Source organism: Humibacter antri, assembly GCF_054777235.1.
Window position 1 is genome coordinate 23402 of sequence record NZ_BAAHAW010000039.1, and the last position, 18921, is coordinate 42322.

Annotated in this window: 15 protein-coding genes and 1 riboswitch; of the genes, 8 read left to right on the forward strand and 7 right to left on the reverse strand. The window is 66.3% G+C overall.

Annotation, left to right across the window (positions count from 1 at the left end):
• Nucleotides 1-13 precede the first annotated feature (13 nt).
• The gene (locus ACYVDK_RS14915; RefSeq protein WP_460523128.1) at nucleotides 14-2596 is read right to left on the reverse strand and encodes a bifunctional lysylphosphatidylglycerol flippase/synthetase MprF; all 2583 of its coding nucleotides are present in this window, start codon (nucleotides 2594-2596) and stop codon (nucleotides 14-16) included.
• Between the two features lie 140 nt (nucleotides 2597-2736).
• Nucleotides 2737-3030: a hypothetical protein gene (locus tag ACYVDK_RS14920; RefSeq protein WP_460523130.1), complete on the reverse strand. Its 294-nt coding sequence runs from the start codon at nucleotides 3028-3030 to the stop codon at nucleotides 2737-2739.
• A 205-nt stretch (nucleotides 3031-3235) separates the two neighbouring features.
• Here ACYVDK_RS14920 and ACYVDK_RS14925 point away from each other — a divergent pair, with 205 nt between their 5' ends.
• Genes ACYVDK_RS14925 through ACYVDK_RS14935 form a run of 3 tightly spaced genes read left to right on the forward strand, consistent with a single transcriptional unit; the run spans nucleotide 3236 to nucleotide 6591 of the window.
• Entirely contained in the window at nucleotides 3236-3931 is a 696-nt protein-coding gene (locus ACYVDK_RS14925) for a response regulator transcription factor (RefSeq protein ID WP_460523132.1), read from the forward strand.
• The gene (locus ACYVDK_RS14930) at nucleotides 3928-5310 is read left to right on the forward strand and encodes a sensor histidine kinase (protein ID WP_460523134.1); all 1383 of its coding nucleotides are present in this window, start codon (nucleotides 3928-3930) and stop codon (nucleotides 5308-5310) included. The genes ACYVDK_RS14925 and ACYVDK_RS14930 overlap by 4 nt, the downstream gene beginning before the upstream one ends.
• A 24-nt stretch (nucleotides 5311-5334) precedes the next feature.
• Nucleotides 5335-6591 (forward strand): hypothetical protein, encoded by a 1257-nt coding sequence (locus ACYVDK_RS14935; protein ID WP_460523136.1) that lies wholly within the window; start codon nucleotides 5335-5337, stop codon nucleotides 6589-6591.
• 52 nt (nucleotides 6592-6643) lie between these two features.
• On the opposite strand, the gene ACYVDK_RS14940 is transcribed toward ACYVDK_RS14935, so the two are convergent.
• The 5 genes from ACYVDK_RS14940 to ACYVDK_RS14960 form a co-directional block, all read right to left on the reverse strand.
• Entirely contained in the window at nucleotides 6644-7936 is a 1293-nt protein-coding gene (locus tag ACYVDK_RS14940) for an LCP family protein (protein ID WP_460523138.1), read from the reverse strand.
• Nucleotides 7937-8220: 284 nt separating this feature from the next.
• Nucleotides 8221-8667 (reverse strand): hypothetical protein, encoded by a 447-nt coding sequence (locus tag ACYVDK_RS14945; protein ID WP_460523140.1) that lies wholly within the window; start codon nucleotides 8665-8667, stop codon nucleotides 8221-8223.
• Entirely contained in the window at nucleotides 8660-9451 is a 792-nt protein-coding gene (locus tag ACYVDK_RS14950; protein ID WP_460523142.1) for an MgtC/SapB family protein, read from the reverse strand. Before ACYVDK_RS14950 ends, ACYVDK_RS14945 begins: the two co-directional genes overlap by 8 nt.
• 130 nt (nucleotides 9452-9581) lie before the next feature.
• Nucleotides 9582-10835 carry a magnesium transporter MgtE N-terminal domain-containing protein gene (locus tag ACYVDK_RS14955; protein ID WP_460523144.1) on the reverse strand — a complete coding sequence of 418 codons (1254 nt, stop codon included), beginning with the start codon at nucleotides 10833-10835 and terminating at the stop codon, nucleotides 9582-9584.
• A 60-nt stretch (nucleotides 10836-10895) separates the two neighbouring features.
• Nucleotides 10896-12536, reverse strand: a complete 1641-nt coding sequence (locus ACYVDK_RS14960; RefSeq protein WP_460523146.1) for an NRAMP family divalent metal transporter — start codon at nucleotides 12534-12536, stop codon at nucleotides 10896-10898.
• 233 nt (nucleotides 12537-12769) lie between these two features.
• Nucleotides 12770-12941, reverse strand: a riboswitch (M-box (ykoK) riboswitch).
• Between the two features lie 139 nt (nucleotides 12942-13080).
• Here ACYVDK_RS14960 and ACYVDK_RS14965 point away from each other — a divergent pair.
• From ACYVDK_RS14965 to kdpA, 5 genes are all read left to right on the forward strand, one after another.
• The gene (locus tag ACYVDK_RS14965) at nucleotides 13081-15441 is read left to right on the forward strand and encodes an APC family permease (RefSeq protein WP_460523148.1); all 2361 of its coding nucleotides are present in this window, start codon (nucleotides 13081-13083) and stop codon (nucleotides 15439-15441) included.
• A 61-nt stretch (nucleotides 15442-15502) separates the two neighbouring features.
• A complete protein-coding gene (locus ACYVDK_RS14970; protein WP_460523150.1) occupies nucleotides 15503-16843 on the forward strand; it encodes an LCP family protein in 1341 nt (446 codons plus the stop codon).
• A 162-nt stretch (nucleotides 16844-17005) separates the two neighbouring features.
• Entirely contained in the window at nucleotides 17006-17146 is a 141-nt protein-coding gene (locus ACYVDK_RS14975) for a hypothetical protein (RefSeq protein ID WP_460523152.1), read from the forward strand.
• Complete coding sequence (gene kdpF / locus ACYVDK_RS14980; protein WP_459410415.1) at nucleotides 17143-17232, forward strand: K(+)-transporting ATPase subunit F; 90 nt, start codon at nucleotides 17143-17145, stop codon at nucleotides 17230-17232. The genes ACYVDK_RS14975 and kdpF overlap by 4 nt, the downstream gene beginning before the upstream one ends.
• A gap of 48 nt (nucleotides 17233-17280) precedes the next feature.
• Nucleotides 17281-18909: a potassium-transporting ATPase subunit KdpA gene (gene kdpA / locus ACYVDK_RS14985; protein ID WP_460523234.1), complete on the forward strand. Its 1629-nt coding sequence runs from the start codon at nucleotides 17281-17283 to the stop codon at nucleotides 18907-18909.
• Nucleotides 18910-18921 lie beyond the last annotated feature (12 nt).

Here is an 18921-nt window from a genome sequence, read left to right on the forward strand (position 1 = left end):
CAATCACACAATATCAAGCATTGACCGATTCGCGTTGACGAACCGCCGAATCCTCCGTTTCAGACGGCTTCTGCCGTCGGAGCAGCGCCGCGGCGCTCCGCAACGACAGCTGGGGCAGGTATGCGCGGGTGAGGGCGAGCCCGATCTCGGGCAGGAGGGCCCGGTCTGGGTAGGCCATGATCAGGGGGCGGAAGTCCGGCTGGAACTTGCGCTTGAACTTGAGCAGCGACCGGAATCCGTACATCGGCTCCAAGGACTCGCTGAGCAGACCCAGCAGTCGGTCGATGCGGTCGGCCGCCTCGGCGCCGTCGGTGTGGGCGAGGGGTGCGCCGGAGAGGCTGAGGAACTCGATGCCGTTGTCGCGCATCCGCTCCGCCGTCTTCGCGATCACGAACTCCATCACCCCGTGCTGGCTGTCGTCGCGGCGGCGCATGAAGTCGAGAGTCCACCCGACCACCGTTCCGTTCCGGTGCGAGGGCAGCCAGCTCGTGACCGCTTGGACGCCCCCCGTCGCATCGACGGCCAGCATCAGGCGAACGTCGGGATCGCGAAGTTCTTCGAGCCCGCCGAGGGTGAATCCCATCTCCGGAAGCGCCTTGTCGGCCACCCATCGCTCCGAGATCTCTGCGATCTGATGCGCCTGCGAGAGCGGCAGCTCATGAAAGGCGGTCCACACTGCGGTGATGCCGGCTCGTTCGGCGCGGTTGATGGAGGTGCGGATGTCCTGCCACTTCTTTCCTGTCGTGCTCCAGCCGGCGGGATGAATGATCGTCTCCTCCGCGATGACGAGGGCGGGCCATCCGATGGAACGGAAGTATCCTCGGCACTCGCCCTCGAGGCTGTAGAACACCGGGATCCAGCCGTTGTCGTCGCAGAACCGGGTGAAACGATGGAGAACACCGTCGTGCCGGGCGGTGGCCCCGAACGGTCCGCCGATGGTGAGCGCAACCCGGCCGACCAATCGGTACCCCACGACGGCGGCGCTTTCCGGGTCGAACCAGTGAGCGTTGCCCGGCCAGGTGGTCATGAAGGAGAGGGGCCCGCTTGCCCGGTCGAGCCGCTCCCGCACGATGCCGCTGTTCCCGGGAAGGGCTCGATCGACGGTACGCACGAGCGGCCAGAGCGATGCCACGATCGCGATCAGCCAGAATGCCGGGCCGATGCCGTAGTACAGCACGGTGCCGAGCGTCGTGGTGGGCAGGAACTCGAGTGTCTCCTGGCGAAGGAACGACACGGGGATGAAACGCTCGAGAACGTCTCCCAGCAAGCTCGGCAGACCCACGACCGCGGTGAACGCGGTGTCGCGCAGCAGAAGTCCGCCCGCGACGTACAAGCCCGCCAGCATCACGCCCGATCCTGCGACCACCGCGGCGTAGCCGGTGACCGAACGCCTTGTCGAAGGCACGGTGAAGTTGCGTCGTGCGATCAGCAGTGCGGCCGCGATGATCAGGGGCAGCGCGATGGAGAGCACGATGCCGGCCGTGACCTCCCAGCTCGCGCTGGAGCGCCAGGGAATCCCGTACGGTGCGCCGGAGAGCGGAAGAAAACCGAAGTAGAACGCGCTGAGGCCGCCGAGCATTGCGTTGACGGTCGCGGCGACCCAGACGGCGAACCGTCGCCCTCGAAGCAGGCCAGCCGCGGCGATCAGCAGGAGCAGCATCGGCGCGATGGAAACGGCGATGGCGCCCGGATTGTCGATTCGGGCAAGCGTCAGCGCTCTGACGCAATGCGTCGTCACGTTGAACACCTGGCACCGTGCGACTGTCTGCGGGTCAGGCGCCTGCTGGAAGAGGAGCTGCACCACCGGCGCGAGAGGTCCGAACCGCGAGGCGGAGAGCAGCGCGACGGCAGGGCCGATCGCCGTGATCGCGACCGCGGCAGACATCAGCACCCGTATCTCGTGCTGCGAGCCCCGTGCCCATCGTGCCGTGATCCTGCGACGGCTCAGGAGCTGGCCGAGGCCGAGACCGGCGAGAGCGCCGAAGAGCCGGTAGAGGTCGCTGGGCTGTCCCGAGTACAACAGCACCACCAGGATGATCAGCAGGGTGAGCATCCGTATCCTGCGTCGCCACAGTGTTCCGGTGAAACAACTGGCGGCCATCAGCACGCCCACGACCGAGACGAGCGGGTCCAAAGCGATGAACTCGGTCGTGTGCCTGGACCAGAACTCTCCGCTGCCGCTCCCCAGCCACTGCAGGCCGATGCCGCCGAGTGTGCCCGTGATACCGGACGCGAAGAACACCAGCACGGTCCGAGACGTGCCCATCAGGGGCTCGACCACTCCGAGCACGACGGCGGCCAGGAGCAACGAGACGACGAGCCATCCGGTGTTGGCCGTGAAGAAGAGCGACGTGATGAGGCTCCACCAGTGCCCGTCTTGAAGAAGGGGCTCGAACCCGGTGCCGACATCCCACCGCATGGCAGCCGCCGTGCCGAACAGTGGGCGCTGCAGCACCGCAAGCAGCAGAATGAGGGCCGTTACGGTGAGGCCGAAGGGACGGGCTCGAAGGAATCGGCCGATCCGACCCATCCGACCCATCCGGCCCATGCGGCCTCGAGGCAGGCGGAGACGACCGGCAGCGAGTGCGCCGCTCATGCGCGTCTCCTTCCAGGGTGTGCGGACCGGGAAAGGGCGGTTCGCGTGATCTCTGTGGTGCTGCTTGGTGGTGCTGCTTGCCCGCGCGGAGCGGGGGACACGGGTACGGGTCCGCACGGGCAAGCCGCCTTCGACGTGCGCTACTTCTCGTTCGGCCCGCCGTCGTGCTGCACGTCCACCCCGTTCTGATCCTGGTGGCCGCCGTCGTTGCCGTCGCTCTTGGCGCTCTCGGCCGTCTCCGGCTTCTCCGGCTGTTCGTTCGCGTCCGGCACTTCGGTGTCGGTGTCCTTCGTGACGCTGTGGACACCGGGGCTGCTCGAACCGGGTGTTGCGGAGGGCAGCGGGAGGTTGCCCGCGTTCGCGGCACCGATCCCTGCTCCCATCAGGCCGAGAGCGAGAGCGCCGCCGGCGGCGATCTTCGTGAACTTGTTCATGGTCGTCTCCTTTTCTGGTCGATCGGATGCTCGACAAGACACAGCGTCGATCGGACGGATAAGACACCGATAAGTCTGGATAAGACGCGGATAAGAACGTTCGCCAAACGACTGGGAGCAGCTCGCCCGGCAACGGTCTGAGACGCTTCTGCCTGGATACTGAGAGGGCGCGACCGGGCGGATCTAGAACGAGGAGGCGCACTGGATGCGAGTACTGCTGGTCGAGGACGAGCCCGCCATCGCCGACGCCGTCAGCCGCGGCCTGAGGGCCGAAGGGTTCGTCGTGGAGGCCGTCGACAACGGGATCGACGGCCTGTGGCGGGCGCGAGAAGAGTCCTTCGACGTGCTCGTGCTCGACATCATGCTTCCCGGCAAGAACGGGTACGAGGTCTGTCGCGAACTGCGGGCAGCGCACATCGGCGTCCCGATCCTGATGCTCACCGCCAAGGACGGCGAATACGACGAAGCCGACGCGCTCGACCTGGGTGCGGACGACTATCTCACGAAGCCGTTCTCGTTCGTCGTTCTTCTCGCCCGTCTGCGAGCGCTGCTGCGCCGCGCCCCCGCCGAACGGGCGCCCTTCCTGGCCACCGGAGACCTCCGCCTCGACCCGAGCACCGGACGATGCTGGCGCGGCGAGCAGGAAGTGGTGCTCACGGCCCGCGAGTTCGCTCTCGCCGAGTTCCTGCTGCGCCGAAAAGGCCAGCTGGTGAGCAAGACGATGATCGCCGACCATGTGTGGGACGCGGAACTGGACGTCGACTCGAACGTCATCGAGGTCTACATCGGCTATCTGCGGCGAAAGCTCGACAAGCCGTTCCACCGTGCCGACATCGAAACCGTGCGGGGGCTCGGATACCGGATGAGGGACAACACCGACCTGGCGGGAGGGCGTCGGTGACCACGCCGCGTATTCGAAGGTGGGGGTGGGGCATCCGAGCCCGGGTCGCCGCGGCCGCGATCACCGTGGTCGCGCTGACCCTGGTGAGCGGTGCGGTGGTGCTGGTGCTCGTGCTGCACGGCTCGCTCGTGGCCGGGGTGGACGATTCGCTGCTCGCCAGGGCGGAGAACGTCGCAGCGCAGGCGCACACCCGAATCGCGCACACCATCGCCACTCCGCCGCGGCAGGCATCCCTCGTGCAGGTGATCGACAATCACGGCACAGTGGTCGCAGCGACGGCGAACATCGAGGGGGAGGATCCCGTCTTGAGGTCGCCGCCCGATGACCGACGCACCACGTTCATGACCTTGACCGACTCTCCGCTTGACACCGGCGGCGAATTCCGGGTTCTCGCCCTGCCCGCCACCGTGAACGGGAGCCCCGGCTGGGTATACACCGCCACATCGCTGTCTCAGGTCGATGCTGCGACGAACAATCTGATCACGCTGTTCGCGATCGGGCTGCCCATCGTGCTGATCATCGTCGGCTTCACCGTCTGGGGTGCGGTCTCCCTTGCGATTCGTCCCGTGGAACGCATTCGCAGGCAAGCAGCGGAGATCGGCGCCTCCGACCTCTCCAAACGCCTCCACATACCAGCCAGCCGTGACGAGATATCCCGTCTCGCCGCTACGATGAACGGCATGCTGGACCGCCTCGACGCCGCGGCGACCCGGCAACGCCAGTTCATCGGCGACGCCTCGCACGAGCTTCGCAGCCCTCTCGCCGGAATGCGCGCGCAGGTCGACGTCGCCCTGGCCGGCTCCGATCCCGAGCAGATGCGGCAAACCCTCGTCACAGTCAGACACGAGGCCGACCGGATGACCACCTTGACCGAAGACCTCCTCTTCCTCGCCCGCAGCACCGAATCAGAGGCCACGAGCACATGGTCGGCCGTTGACCTGGACGACCTGGTTCTCGCGCAAGCCCGACGTCTCCGGGAGTTCGGCGGCAAGACCATCGGCGTACACGTGCAAGCGGCCCGCGTGCACGGTTCCGGTCGCGATCTCGGCAGGCTGCTGCGCAACCTCGCCGAGAACGCATACGAACACGCCACCGGCAACGTCGACCTCGTACTGCAGACCGCTGCCGGAAGTGCGGAGGTCATGGTCACCGACGACGGCGACGGCATCGCCGAACGACACCGGTCGGTCATCTTCGAGCGCTTCAGCCGGCTGGACGACTCCCGCATGCGGGTCACCACCGGTGGCGGATTCGGGCTCGGTCTCGCCATCGCAAGGCAGATCGCCGTCGCACACGGCGGAACCCTCACCGCGCACGGCCGCGCTGACGGTGCATCCGGGGCGATGTTCCTCCTTCGACTGCCGCTTTCCGATGATTGAGCTTTCCGATGACTGAGCTTTCCGATGACTGAGTCAAGCGCCACGGCACGCCTTGCTCCTTACGGTGATGCGCAGGACATTCTCGAGCCGCCGCCCTCGACCGCCCCGGTGGGCGTCACTCAGGTTCACGCTCCCGCCTCGGATGCGCGGCGCGGCGCGGCCGAGGCGGCACGGTCCATGTTCGGGAGGTTCGTGCGTCTTCTGGGACGCCGCCCCGTTCTCACGCTCGTGATCTTCGTCATCGCGGCTGCAGCACCGCACCTGACGGCCGCGCCGATTTCGTGGCGGTTCTTCCGCACCGCAGGACGGATCGTTCTGGACGGCAATCTCCTCACCGCGTACGCCAGCCATCCCGATCTGCAGTTCGGGCCGCTCACGTTCCTCGTCTCGGCACCCCTTGCCGCACTTCCGAATGCCGCCGGATCTGCGGTGGCCGTCGCGATCATGCTCGCGCTCGGCGTGATCACGCTCGACATGCTTCGGCGTGCACTGCCGATCGCAACAGCCCGCGCGGCGGCGTGCTGGTGGATCGGCGCCGGGATCGCGTCTCTCGCCTGGGCTGAGCTGGCTGTGCGCTACGGTCACCTCGACGACGCACTCGCGCTCGCATTGATCGCCGGTGCGCTTCTGGCGCACCGGCGACAGCACCCGATCCTGGTGGCGGTGCTACTGGGGCTGAGTGTCGACGCCAAACCTTGGGCGGTGCCCCTGGTCGCGCTCGTCTTTCTCAGCCCGCGCCGCACCTGGCTGCCATCGCTCTCCCTGTGGGCGCTCGTGATCGGCGCGTGTTGGGGTCCGTTCCTCGTCGACACGCTGCACAGCATGAACGCCGCGGCGTACGCAATTCCCGTCGACCAGGCATCCAGCCTCACGCTGCTGCCGTTCACCGGATCGACCACTCCCTGGTGGTGCCGGAGCGCTCAGATCGGGATCGGTCTGATTCTCGCCCTCATCGCCGTTCGGGGGCGATCCATGGGCGGTGTGCTCTTGGCCACCTTCGCGGTGCGGCTGGTGCTGGATCCCAGTGTGAAGGCGTACTACGACGTCGAGTTGCTGATTGCGGCACTGGTCTGCGACCTCACCCTGCACCGTGAACGGCTGCCCTGGTTCACGCTCCTCGCAGCGGCTGCCGTCTACGCGCCCACCTACGTGCTGACCCCGTTACCCGTGCTGCACGCGTGGATCCGCACCACGGGGATCCTTCTGTTGCTGGTGGTCGGCATCGTCACGCTCCTCAAGCGAGCGCGACCGCGTGGTGCGCCGACCAAGCTCGCGGTCTGATCGCGGGCCCTCGCAGCGTGAGGGTCGACGGTACCGACAGGGCTTCGGCGCCCTAGCCGGCTCCGTTGGAGCAGGTCTGCGTCGCGGCCGTCTGACCGTGCACGTTTCCGCTCAGCGCGACGGCCGACGGCGAAGGGCTCGCCGATGACGTCGATGCGCCACCCGATGCTGGCGCGGACGATGCTGGAGCCGGCGTGGTGGTCGGTTGCGTGGCGGGTGAAGTTCCGGAGGTGACCGATCCGTCGCCGGTTCCGCCGGTCAGTTGCACCGGCTGGTCGTTGATGATCGCCTGGTCGAGCGCGCGCGCCGACTGCGTGTCGGGGATGACCCGGTTCGAGTTGTCCGGGTCGGTGAGGATCGGGTACTGCATGAAGGTGATGTTGCTCCACTTCAGGTCCTTCATGGCTGAGGCGATCTGGTAGAGCGTGGCGACGTTGTTCAAGCTGTCGGAGAGGGTGATGTTGCTGGTGGCCGCTTTCGCCAACCCCCACAGCTTGATCGGGTTCGTCAGCGTTCCGGCGCTCATCACCGTGCGGGCCAGGGCGGCGAAGAAGACCTGCTGGTTGCTCAGCCTCGCCAGGTCCGACCCGTCGCCCACCCCGTGCCGGGTCCGGAGGAACTCGGCGGCGGACTGCCCTTGGAGGGTGACCTCCCCTGGCGGCAGCTTGAGGCTGGTGTACGGGTCGTAGATGCCTTGACCGCCGATGCACACCGGCACGCCCCCGACAGCGTTCGACAGGGCGACGACACCTTCGAAAGTCACCAGTCCGGCGAACGGGATGCTGATTCCGGTCATCTGCGAGATCGTGCTCACCACGCACGCGAGGCCGCCTTCGGAGAGGGTGGTGTTCAGCATGCTCTGGTCCTGCGCGGAGATGGTGCTCCCGTCGGATGCCGTGCAGGAGGGGATCGGGATCTCCAAGTCTCGGGGAAACTGCACGACCGTGAGCCGCGTGTGGTCCGAGGAGAGATGGATCAGCACGTTGTCGTCGTTGTTGCCGGCACCTGAACTGTCCGACAGCGGTCCCCAGGAACCGCCCTGGTCGGAACGCGTGTCGGAGGCGACCATGAGCACATTCACGCCACCCTTGAGCGCCGCGATGCTCGGGATCGCGCCACCGTGCGCGGCCTCGCCCACCAGCCGTACCGAGTGCTTGGTCTCGCTGAACAGGTTGACCGCCGCGACACCTGTGATGCCCACAGCGCTGACAACGACGACGGCGACCACCGAGGCGACCACCTTGCCGAGGGTCGCCCATGGTCGACGATGCAGCCTGCCGTGCCGGGCGATCCCCTGCGGCCGCCGGTCCGTGCGCAGAGAACGCCGCGACTGGCTATCCGTCATCGTGACTGCCTCTCCCACCGCTCGAATCACCACTGCGAGCCGGTGCGTCGCTCTCGATCATGAAGAACACTCGTGTACAGCAAGCCGAAGAAGCGGCGTCGGATGCTGAGAACTCACCCACGTGTAGCAACGAAGCGCGTCGACGCGAACCCGGTCGTCCGAGGGATCAGGTCGTCGTGAAGCATCGGCGGCGGTCCTCCGAGCACGTTTGCGCCGGTGCCGACGACCCGGCCAGCCCGCTGCCTGTTCGCGTGACGCTGCAGGTTCGCCCGTGCTCCTCGTCCTCATCGCGTGCGCTCGTGGCCGTACGGTGCGTCGCCCGGGCGCGGGTGCATGTCCCGGTCGAGCGCGATTCGGAAGCGGCCCGACTGCTGGCTCACGTGAGTTCCAGCCAGGTGACTGCTCCCGGTCAGGCTCTGCAGAAACTCGGCCGGCCCGATCATGAGTACCTGCTGCCGTTGCATCATGAACGGCGCGACACTGTCGTGGAAGTACCGACCCGAATCCTTTCCGTCGATGCGCCACGTGTCCGGTCCCGGCTGGTCGACGGTGACGAAGACGATTTCCTGGGGGAGTCGACGGAGCCGGGACAACAGCAGGTCGACAGTCGGGTGATCGTGCGGCGATGCGATGACGATGACGATGTCGGGAGAGATCTTCCGGGCGATGCCCGGCAGATCTTCCTCCTGAGTCTCGTAGGCGACCAGTTCCAGGTTTCCGAAGTCAGGCATCGTGAGTCTTCCTCGTGATCGACAGGAACGAGGTGACCCTGCCGGTCCGTCGTCGACCGTCGTCGTCTGCGATGGGTTCCGGGTCGTCGGAGCGCCAGGAGATGCCGCGCACTCCAGGTTCCTGACCGAGGTCCGTGATGAGCGGGTCGAGCCGGGTCGCCGCGTTGCCTTCGAGCAGAAGCTCCGCCTGCAGATCGAGGAGTCGTGGGCCATCACTTGTGTTCTCGTCAACGTGGCTTGTCATGGCACGGACGACGAAGTCAGGGTCGGCGAGCGCCGCAGAGAGTCGGGCCCGCACCTCAGGTTCGTGGCTGTCGAGAACGCGAAGGCGGAGTGTGTACGCGCACACCATGTCGGACTTGGATGCGGGGGCGCGGTCGACGAGTCGTCCAAGAGGCCGCAGCAGCAGGTGGATCACTATCACGAGCGCTGTCGTCGTCAGCGCTGGAATGACGTGACCTGCCGCGGCTTGACAGCCGACAGCGGCAGAACACCAGAGGGTGGCGGCCGTGTTGAGGCCCTGAACGGTGAAGCCCTGCCGAAGGATCACGCCACCACCGAGGAATCCGACGCCGGACACCACGTAGGCGGTGATCTGCAGCGGGGCCTGCGGCGTTCCGGCCTGGATGCCGAAGAGCACGAACGAAGCGGCACCGACGCAGACCAGGGTCTGAGTCCGAAGGCCGGCCGTGCGCGACCGGTACTGGCGTTCCAGGCCGATGAGGAGTCCGCATCCTGTCGCCAGGAGCAGTCGAAGTACGAATTCGAGGTCGTTGATGGTCATGATGCGTGCGCTTTCACCGGACCTCGCACTGAGCGCGCGAGGGGGATCATGGTCGATGTGCCTGCCCTGAACGGCTTGGTCGGGCACGTCGACCTCTGTGTGGTGTCGGGCGGGGGACGCTGCGGCGGGATCAGCTGGAGTGCCGCTGCCGCTGCCGCTGCCGCTGCCGCCAGTCGTCGGGGATGGCGGCCTCGAGCGCGTCATCGACGGTGATGACCCCGAGCAGATGCGCGTTCTCGTCGATCACCGGCACAGTGAGCAGGTTGTAGTCGGCCATGACGTTCACCACCTCGATGATGTCGTCGGCGGGCGTCACGGTGATCGGGTCGTTCTCGGCGACATCGAACAGGCTGTCCGTGGCGTCGGCCTGGACGAGAGCGACGAGACTGATCGAGCGTTCGAGACGGCCGGAGCGATCCGTGACGTAGACGGTCGTCAGCGCTTGAGGCAGTTGCGTCTTGGCGCGCCTGACGGCGGTCCAGGCATCCTGTACCGACACGTCGCCCGGCAGAGCAAGGTACTCGACACCCATCAGGCCGCCGGCGCTTGCCTCTTGGTAGGCCATGAGATGCACGACATCGCGCCGCTGGGTGACGGGAAGCGCGTCGAGCACTGCTTGCCGGCGCTCCTGCGGGAGGTCGAGGATGGCGTCGACGACGTCGTCAGCATGCATCCGGCTGAGCACAGCGGCGATCTCGGCGTCGCCGCGTCGCTTCAGCACCTGCGCCTGCTGATTGTCGTCGAGCTCCTCGATCACATCCGCTTCCAGCTCCGGGTCGCGGTGGAGGTGGTCGAAGAGGTCGTCGCGCTCGTTGGAGGAAGCGTCTTCGATGAGGTCGGCGATCTGCGCAGGTTTGAGCCCCCTGAGCCGCTTGAATCGCGACCTGGCAGCGGCAGACGGCTCGTGCCCGATCAGCGCTTCGAACGAGGTCCAGTCGCGGTAGGGATGCGCGCTGCCGTGGCCGGTTCTGGAGAACCAGTTGCGTGCGTGAACGTCGAGGCCCGCCACCAGCCAGCTTCCGTGGGTGATGTCGATCGCGACGTCGTAGGCGCGCACCAGGCGGGCGTTCTCCACGTCGATGAGCCGGTGGCCCAGCACTGCCTCTTTGAGCAGCACCTCGCCCTCGCGGCGCTCGAACGGTCGCAGGTCGAGCGTGGCGCTGCCCAGCACGATCTCGTCGTCGTCGGCCCGCGTCACTCCCGTCGTGGGAACGAAGACGGAATTCGAGCCGACTCTCGCCACGATTCCGGTGACTGCGGGGTAGCCGTCGGGGGTCAGGCGCACGATCAGGTCGGCGAGCGTGCCGATCTGGTTGCCGCGGGGATCTTTGATCGGCTGGCGCAGCATGGTCGACAGATACCGCCGCACGGGGAGGTCGGTCATGGTTGCATCGTTCATCTCTTCCGAGTTCCTTTCAAGAGCAAGCGGGCTATGTGCGCCGAATCAATGGCCGAGGGCGAGCTGGACGACACGGATGATGACGAGGATCATCGCGATCAGCAGATAGGCGCGCAGCACGCTGAGCCCGAACCGGCGGCCGGCGGAAAGCTTCGGCGCGCCCAGTAGCGCGAGCGGCGGCATGCGCCACGAGGCCCGCTGGCTGCGCGGCACCTCTGTCGGGTCCACTGAGGCCGGATGACGCAGGCGGTAGACGCCGTAACCCACGCCGACAAGTAGCGAGATCCCGCCTCCGGCGACGAGGATCAGCACGATCTGACCGCCGGTGATGGCCGGGAAGATGACACTGGCCGTGAGTACCAGTGAAAGTGTCACCAGCACAGCGATGACCGCCGAGGTGAAGATGTTCAGACCCCGGCGGTTCGCCCACGGCCCGAGCACCTCTTTGTCGTTGCACAGAAGAAGGAGGAAGACGGTCGCAGAGGGCAGCAGCACACCGGCCAGAACCTGAACGCCGACGGTGATCAGTCCGAGCGGGCTGCCCGGCACGATGACGATCACGGCGGAGAGCAGAAGCAGCCCGGCGAAGGCGGCGTAGAAGCCCTTCGCATCGCGCACCTTGCGGTGCAGGGAGTGCTTGAGCCCGAGCACGTCGCCCAGGGCGTACGAGGTGGAAAGGCCGACGGCCGCGGCACCGATGATCGATGCGTCGATCAGCGCGATAGCGAACAGGATGCCGGCGACCCGGCCGACGTACTTGCCGATCCCGGCTGCGACGCCTTCGGCATCGGTGAAGTTCCCGAATTCCGGGTGCCCGGCGAACACTGCGGCAGGCACGGCCATGAGAATCGCGCCGCCGATCACCACGATCACGATGCCGATCCACAGATCGACCTTCTCGTAGTTCATGAAACGCGGGGTGATCCGCTTGTCGATCACATACGACTGCTGGAAGAACAACTGCCATGGCGCCACCGTGGTGCCGACGATGCCGATGATGATCAGCATCACCGTCGAGAGCTCGGCACCGGCGGGAAGACCCGGAACGAGGAATCCCCGCGCGATGTCCGACAGCGAAGGGTGGGCCAGGATCGCCAGCGGAATCAAGAGCAGCGAGCCGAAGATGAGGAACATGCAGAGTCGCTCGAAGCGGCGGAACGATCCGGTGCTCACCGCAGCGATGACCACGAGTGCGGCGACGATGACGCCGGGCACCTGTGGCAGCCCGAGGTAGCTCAGCCCCAGGCTGATCCCGATGAACTCGGTGACGATGGTCAACGCGTTCAAGATGAACAGGTCGATCACGCTGAAGGCACCCCAGAACTTGCCGAAACGCTCCATGATCAGGCGGGCGTGACCCACGCCGGTGACGGCGCCCAGACGAAGCACCATCTCCTGATTCACGTAGAGCACCGGCACGAGCAGCAGCAGCGTCCACAGCAACGTCGTTCCGTAGTTCTGCCCGGCCTGGGTATACGTGCCGAACGCCCCGGCATCGTTGTCGCCGACCATGACGATCAGGCCGGGCCCCACGATTGCTACGAGAGTTCTCAGCTTCGCCGACAGCTTGGTGCGCGGTGCGTCGTCGCCGATCTTGATGGTGCCGAACGCGCCCTCGATGTTCCCGAGGTGTGCGGAGTCGAGAGCGGCGGTGGGCTGCGTCGGAGTGTTCGTGGGTGATGTCATGACGAATCGCCTTTCGATGAAAGGGCGGGCAAGGGGCACGACCTCGCTACCGTCGACCTGCCGACGGGCGAGGAAACGCGCGCGTGCGCTCGCACACGCGGCGCGGCGCCTGTGGCTGGCGGGCGCCTAGTTGCTGGTGGGGGGCGTGCGGAACGCCCGACTATCGTGGTCGCTCATCGTTCACCTCCCAGCTCGCGGCCATGCACCTCGAAGCAGGTCGATTCAGAACCGACTTCGCCTCTCCACGTAAGACCTTTGGCACTTCGCGACGTCAACCCGAATGATTCGGGAGCCAATCGGGGCAACCCCTTAAGCCGGGGAAGCCTGTCCTGACCCGGAGCGTCTCTCGACGTGTGGGGTCGCTGGCGTGTATTCGCGAAGGAGCCTCAGCTAACGATCGGCGCCTAACACCGACCACCGTACACCGATTCCGTGGTGACGCCAGCAAGGCCAGGCACACCTCACCATCGGGGGAATCGGATGCCTGTGGCCAGGCTGAAAGAAGAATGTCGGACTGCGGGCCGCGTGGTGGCATGCTGTGCTGGTGAATCCCGGTGATACTCGCTCCACGGTGCCGACCATGATTCCGGGATCGGTGTCCGCTGCGTTGAAGCGGTTCTTCCTGGGCAAGCCCATGATCAACGCCCAGCTTCGCGACCAGCGGCTGTCGAAGAAGGTCGCCCTCGGTGTGCTCTCGCCTGATGCGATCTCGTCGTCGGCGTACGGTCCTGAGCAGATCCTGGTCGGCCTGCTTCCGGTGGTCGGCATCGCGGCGTTCACCCTGGTGCTGCCGATCACGGGGCTGATCCTGCTCATTCTGGTGCTGGTGACCGCTTCGTACCGTCAGGTGGTCATGGTCTACACGAAGGCCGGCGGATCGTATGTGGTCGCCAGGGACAACTTCGGCCCCCGAGTCGCGCAGGTCGCGGCGGCGGCGCTGCTGATCGACTACGTCGTGACGGTGGCGGTGCAGACGGCGGCGGGAACTGTCGCCGTCGTCTCCGCAGTCCCCGCCCTCGGGCCCTACAGTCTCGAGATCACGGTGGGCGTCGTCATCCTGATCTGTTACGCCAACCTGCGCGGGCTTCGCGAGGCTGGGCGTTCCTTCGCCGTTCCGACATACCTCTTCGCGGTGCTGGTCGGGGGGATGATCGTGGTGGGTCTCATCAAGGCCGTCACCGTCGGGCTTCCGGTGACCGACCCCACGCACCTGCACGGCGCTCTTCCGCTGGGACACCTGGGGGGCCTCGAGGTCGGCGTGCTGATTCTGGCCATCGCCCGCTCGTTCGCCAACGGCGGTTCTTCGCTGACCGGAGTCGAGGCGATCTCGAACACCGTCTCGGTGTTCCGAGAGCCGCGCGGCGTGAACGCCAGACGCGTGCTGCTGGCGATGTCGTGCATCCTCGGGTTCCTCATCGCCGGCATCGCGGTGCTGGCCTATCTCACCCATGCCACGCCGTACGAAGCCGGATATCCGTCGGTTCTGTCGCAGGAGGCGCGAGCCGTGTTCGGCTCGGGCGTGTTCGGCACGGTGATGTTCGTGCTGATCCAGGCGGCATCCGCCCTGATCCTGTACACCGGCGCGAACACGAGCTTCAACGGGTTCCCGTTCCTGGCCAGCTTCGTCGCGGAGGACCGGTTCCTGCCCAGGCAGCTGACCAAGCGGGGTCAACGTCTGGTGTACTCCAACGGCATCATCGTGCTGACCGTGCTCGCCGTCGTGCTCCTCATCGTCAGCGGCGGCACGGTGACCTCGCTCGTCCCGTTCTACGCCATCGGTGTCTTCACCGGATTCGCGATGGCCGGGTTCGGCATGAGTCAGCATTACCGACGCGTTCGCGAGGGCCGCTGGCGACTGAAGCTCACGATCAACCTGTCCGCGGCGATCCTCTCCACCCTCGTCGTGCTGATCTTCGCCGTCGCGAAGTTCACCGAGGGCGCCTGGCTGATCGTCATCGTCTTTCCACTGCTCGTGATGATCCTGATCCGCTTGAACCGGGAGTACCGGGCAGAGGCGGCGGTACTCGAAGAGGTGACGACGGCCAGCCTCGACGCCCCCGACACAGGGCAGCACCAGGTGCTCGTGCTGGTATCCACCCTCGACCTCGCCGCGGTGGAGGCTCTGCGCTACGGTGGCAGCCTGCATGCCGATCGGCTGCAAGCCGTGCACTTCGTGATCGACACCCAGGCGGCCGAGCGCCTCCGCACACGCTGGGAGCGGTTCGGGATCACGGTGCCCCTGCGATTCATCGACGTGCCGGACAGGCAGTTGCCCCGCGCCGCCTACAAACTCGTCACGCGACTCACCACCGAAACCGACAAGGGCGACGTGCACGTCACCGTCCTGCTTCCGCGACGCAGCTACGCACCGATTCTCGGACGCCTGTTGCACGACCGAACGGCGGACCGCATCGCCCGAGTCGTCAGCCGCGTGCCGCAAGCCGCCGCGACGATCGTGCCGTACGACGTGCAGCAGCACATCCGCGCAGCCATGCCCCACCTGCCCGAAGAACGCCCGACCCAGTTCATGGAGCGGATGCTCAACAAGGTCACGGCAGACCCCGTGCGCGGTGCGATGCCCGAATCGTCGTCGGCATCCGTCTCCGCCGGCACGACGACCTCCACAGGCCGGGAAAGTGCCATCACGGTCGAGGGCACCGTCAGCGAGCTGACCATCATCGATCAGAACAATCGTGAAGAGGGCATGTGCCTCACGGGAACGATCGACACCGATTCGGGTCCGGTGACCGTCGCCTTCCGCGCGGCCCACAACGACCTGGAACCCGGGCAGACCGTGCGTCTGACCGGCACCCCGCGCAGGATCCCCGACGCCCCGGTCAAGCTCGTCGACCCCGACTACGTCGTGCTGGTCGACAACGATGCTCAGGACGAGACGCAGGACTGACGCACTGTTCCTGAACGGGCAGCTGCGAACCTCCCAGCGGGGACCGGAACAATTCACGACCATGCAAGACGTCTCGCCCGACACGGGCCGCCGTGCTTTTCGCCATCGCGCACGCCTCAGCCGCCGGAAAGTGCTGCGCCGGCGCTGGCTGCTGAGCATCGGCTCGGTGCTCACCGTGCTCGTGCTCGCGTCCGCCGGTTTCGTGGTGAGCGAGTACTGGAACGTGAGTACGGGCATCCATCGCTCGGTGATCCATCTGCCGAAGGCCGCCCAGGTACCGGGCGTCGCGCAGAACTCGGCGGCGACGAACATCCTGGTCATGGGGCTGGACAGCCGACTCGACGAGGACGGGAACGCGCTGCCCGCCGACGTGTACAACGCCTTGCACGCCGGGAATCAGGATGACGGCGGCTACAACACGAATGTGCTGATGCTCATCCACATCCCGGCAGGCTCGGGCAAGGCCGTCGGGATCTCCATTCCCCGCGACGACTGGGTGCCGCTGCCAGGCCGTCCGGACGGAACGTCGATGGGCAAGATCAAGGAGGCGTACGGCCTTCAGCTCGACGACACGCTCCGCCATCTGGTGAACACCCAGCCGAACCTCTCACGGGCGGATGCCTATCAGCAGGCACGCACCGCGGCCAGGCAGGAAGAGATCACGACGGTCTCGACGTTCCTGGGCAACGTTCCGATCAATCACTTCATCGAGGTGACGATGGCCGCGTTCTATCGGCTGGCGGTGGCCGTGCAGCCGATCCAGGTATGCCTGAACGAGGCCACTTCCGACACGTACTCCGGAGCGGACTTCGTCAAGGGCTACCAGAACCTGTCGGCGTCGCAGGCGGTCAGCTTCGTCAGACAGCGCCGCGACACCAGCGACTCGACGGTCAACCTCACCGACCTCGACCGGGAACGACGGCAGCAGGCGTTCATCGTCTCGCTCTCCTACAAGCTCCGTCATGAGAATGTGTTCACGAACTTCCCCCTGATGCAGACGTTGATCGACACGGCGAAGCAGTACATCGCGCTGGACAGCGACTTCGACCTGCTGGGTTTCGCCTCCGACGCCAACCGCTTCGCGGCCGGCGGAATCACCTTCACCACGTTGCCGATCACCGGCTTCGGGGTCGAAGACGGGAAGGACGTCAACCTGGTCGACACGGCCCAGGTCGACAGCATCACAGCCCAGCTGATCGCACAGTCCGACGCGTCGTCCACGCCGAGCCCGACACCGAAGCCGAGCTCTGGCCGCACCGGACACCACTCCCGGTCCGGTTCCACGTCGCACACCACGGCGCCCGCCGCACCGTCGGTGAGTCCGACGCCGACGCCGACCTCCAACGTCTACACCGACCCGAACCAGCCGATGAGCTCAGGCGCCATTCCCTGCGTCAACTGAGGCGCACCCGGAATCCGGGATGGCGTGAGCCGGGGACCCGACGGCTGATCGCAGCCGCGCTCGCCGCTCCAGACGTACGGAATCCGTGAGCATCCGGCGATACCCCGTGTGGATTCCGTAAGGACGGCGTGCGGGCCGGTGCCGCACGAGTTCGATGGTGGCTTGGCCGCACAGCGCGGCCCGCCGCCATCGCGGTGCGTCAACGAACGGAGCATCCTCGTGCTGGATGTCGTCTGCATACTCGGCATCGCCGCGCTCGGCGCGGTGGTCGCGCTCGTCGGGCGGGCGGTGGAGAAGCTGTGATCTTCTTCGTCGTGCTGTCCGCGGTTCTGGCCGCGGCATCCCTCGTGTACCTCGTGTACGCCCTCGTGAAGCCGGAGAAGTTCTAGGTGTTCACGTTCTGGCTCTTCCTCGCCCAGCTCGCCACCGTGGCACTGATGCTGGCGATCTGCTACCGGCCGCTCGGCGACTACATGGCGCACACCTTCACCTCGCGCAAGAACCTGAGGGTCGAACGCGGCGTCTACCGCCTGATCGGAGTCGATTGCTCCTCTGAGCAGAGCTGGCCCGTCTACCTGCGCAGCGTTCTCGCCTTCTCCATCGTCGGCGTGCTCATCGTCTATCTGCTGCAGCGACTGCAGGCATGGCTTCCCTATTCCCTCGGTCTGCCGGCCGTGCCGGAGGGGCTCTCGTTCAACACGGCGATCTCCTTCGTCACCAACACGAACTGGCAGTCGTACGCACCGGAGGCGACCGTCGGCTACACCGTGCAGATGGCGGCCCTCACCGTGCAGAACTTCGTGTCGGCCGCGGTCGGACTCGCCGTGGCCATCGCCTTGGTCCGTGGTTTCGCGGCGCACAAGTCGGGCACCATCGGCAACTTCTGGGTCGACCTGATCCGCGGAATCGTGCGCATCCTGCTCCCGATCTCGGTGATCTTCACCCTCGTGCTGGTCGCCGGCGGTGTGATCGAGAACTTCAACGCGCTGCAGACCGTGCACACGCTCGCCGGCGGCACGCAGCAGCTCCCCGGCGGCCCTGCCGCGTCGCAGGAAGTCATCAAGCTGCTCGGAAACAACGGCGGCGGATTCTTCAATGCCAACTCGGCGCATCCGTTCGAGAACCCCACGGCGTGGACGAACCTCGTCGAGGTGTTCCTGATGCTTCTGGTGCCTTTCACGCTGCCGCGCGCATTCGGGCGCATGGTGGGCGACAACCGGCAGGGGTACGCGATCGCCGCAGCGATGGGCGCGATCTTCGTGGCGGCCGTCTCGCTGTTCACCTGGATCGAGTCGGGAACCGGGGGAGCGGCCACCGCTGCCGCGGGCGGCGCCATGGAGGGGAAGGAGCAACGGTTCGGCATCCTCGGCACCACGCTCTTCGGCACGACGAGCACGCTCACCTCGACCGGGGCAGTCGACGCCGCGCACGACAGCCTCACGCCGCTCGGCGGAATGATGACGATGATCAACATGATGACCGGCGAGGTCGCTCCCGGCGGCATCGGTGCCGGGTTGTACGGAATCCTGGTGATGGCCATCGTCGCCGTCTTCCTCGCCGGCCTCATGGTGGGACGGACCCCTGAGTACCTCGGCAAGAAGATCGGCTCACGTCAGGTGAAGCTCGCCAGCCTGTACTTCCTGACCACTCCGACCATCGTGCTCGCGGGCACCGCGCTGAGTTTCGCTCTTCCGGGCGTCGCGCAAAGCGTCGAGAAGACCACCATCTTCAATCCGGGACAGCACGGGTTCTCCGAGATCCTCTATGCGTTCACATCGGCGGCCAACAACAACGGATCGGCATTCGGCGGCATCTCCGCGAACACGCCGTGGATGAACGCGGCGCTCGGGGCGGCGATGTTCCTCGCCCGGTTCATCCCGATCGTCTTCGTGCTCGCCCTCGCCGGATCGCTCGCCGCCCAGGAGAAGATCCCCGTCACGACGGGCACGATGCCGACCCACCGCCCACAGTTCGTCGGCCTGCTGGTGGGAACCATCGTGATCATCTCCGCACTGACCTACTTCCCCGTACTCGCCCTCGGGCCTCTTGCAGAAGGACTGCACTGAACGTGAGCGACC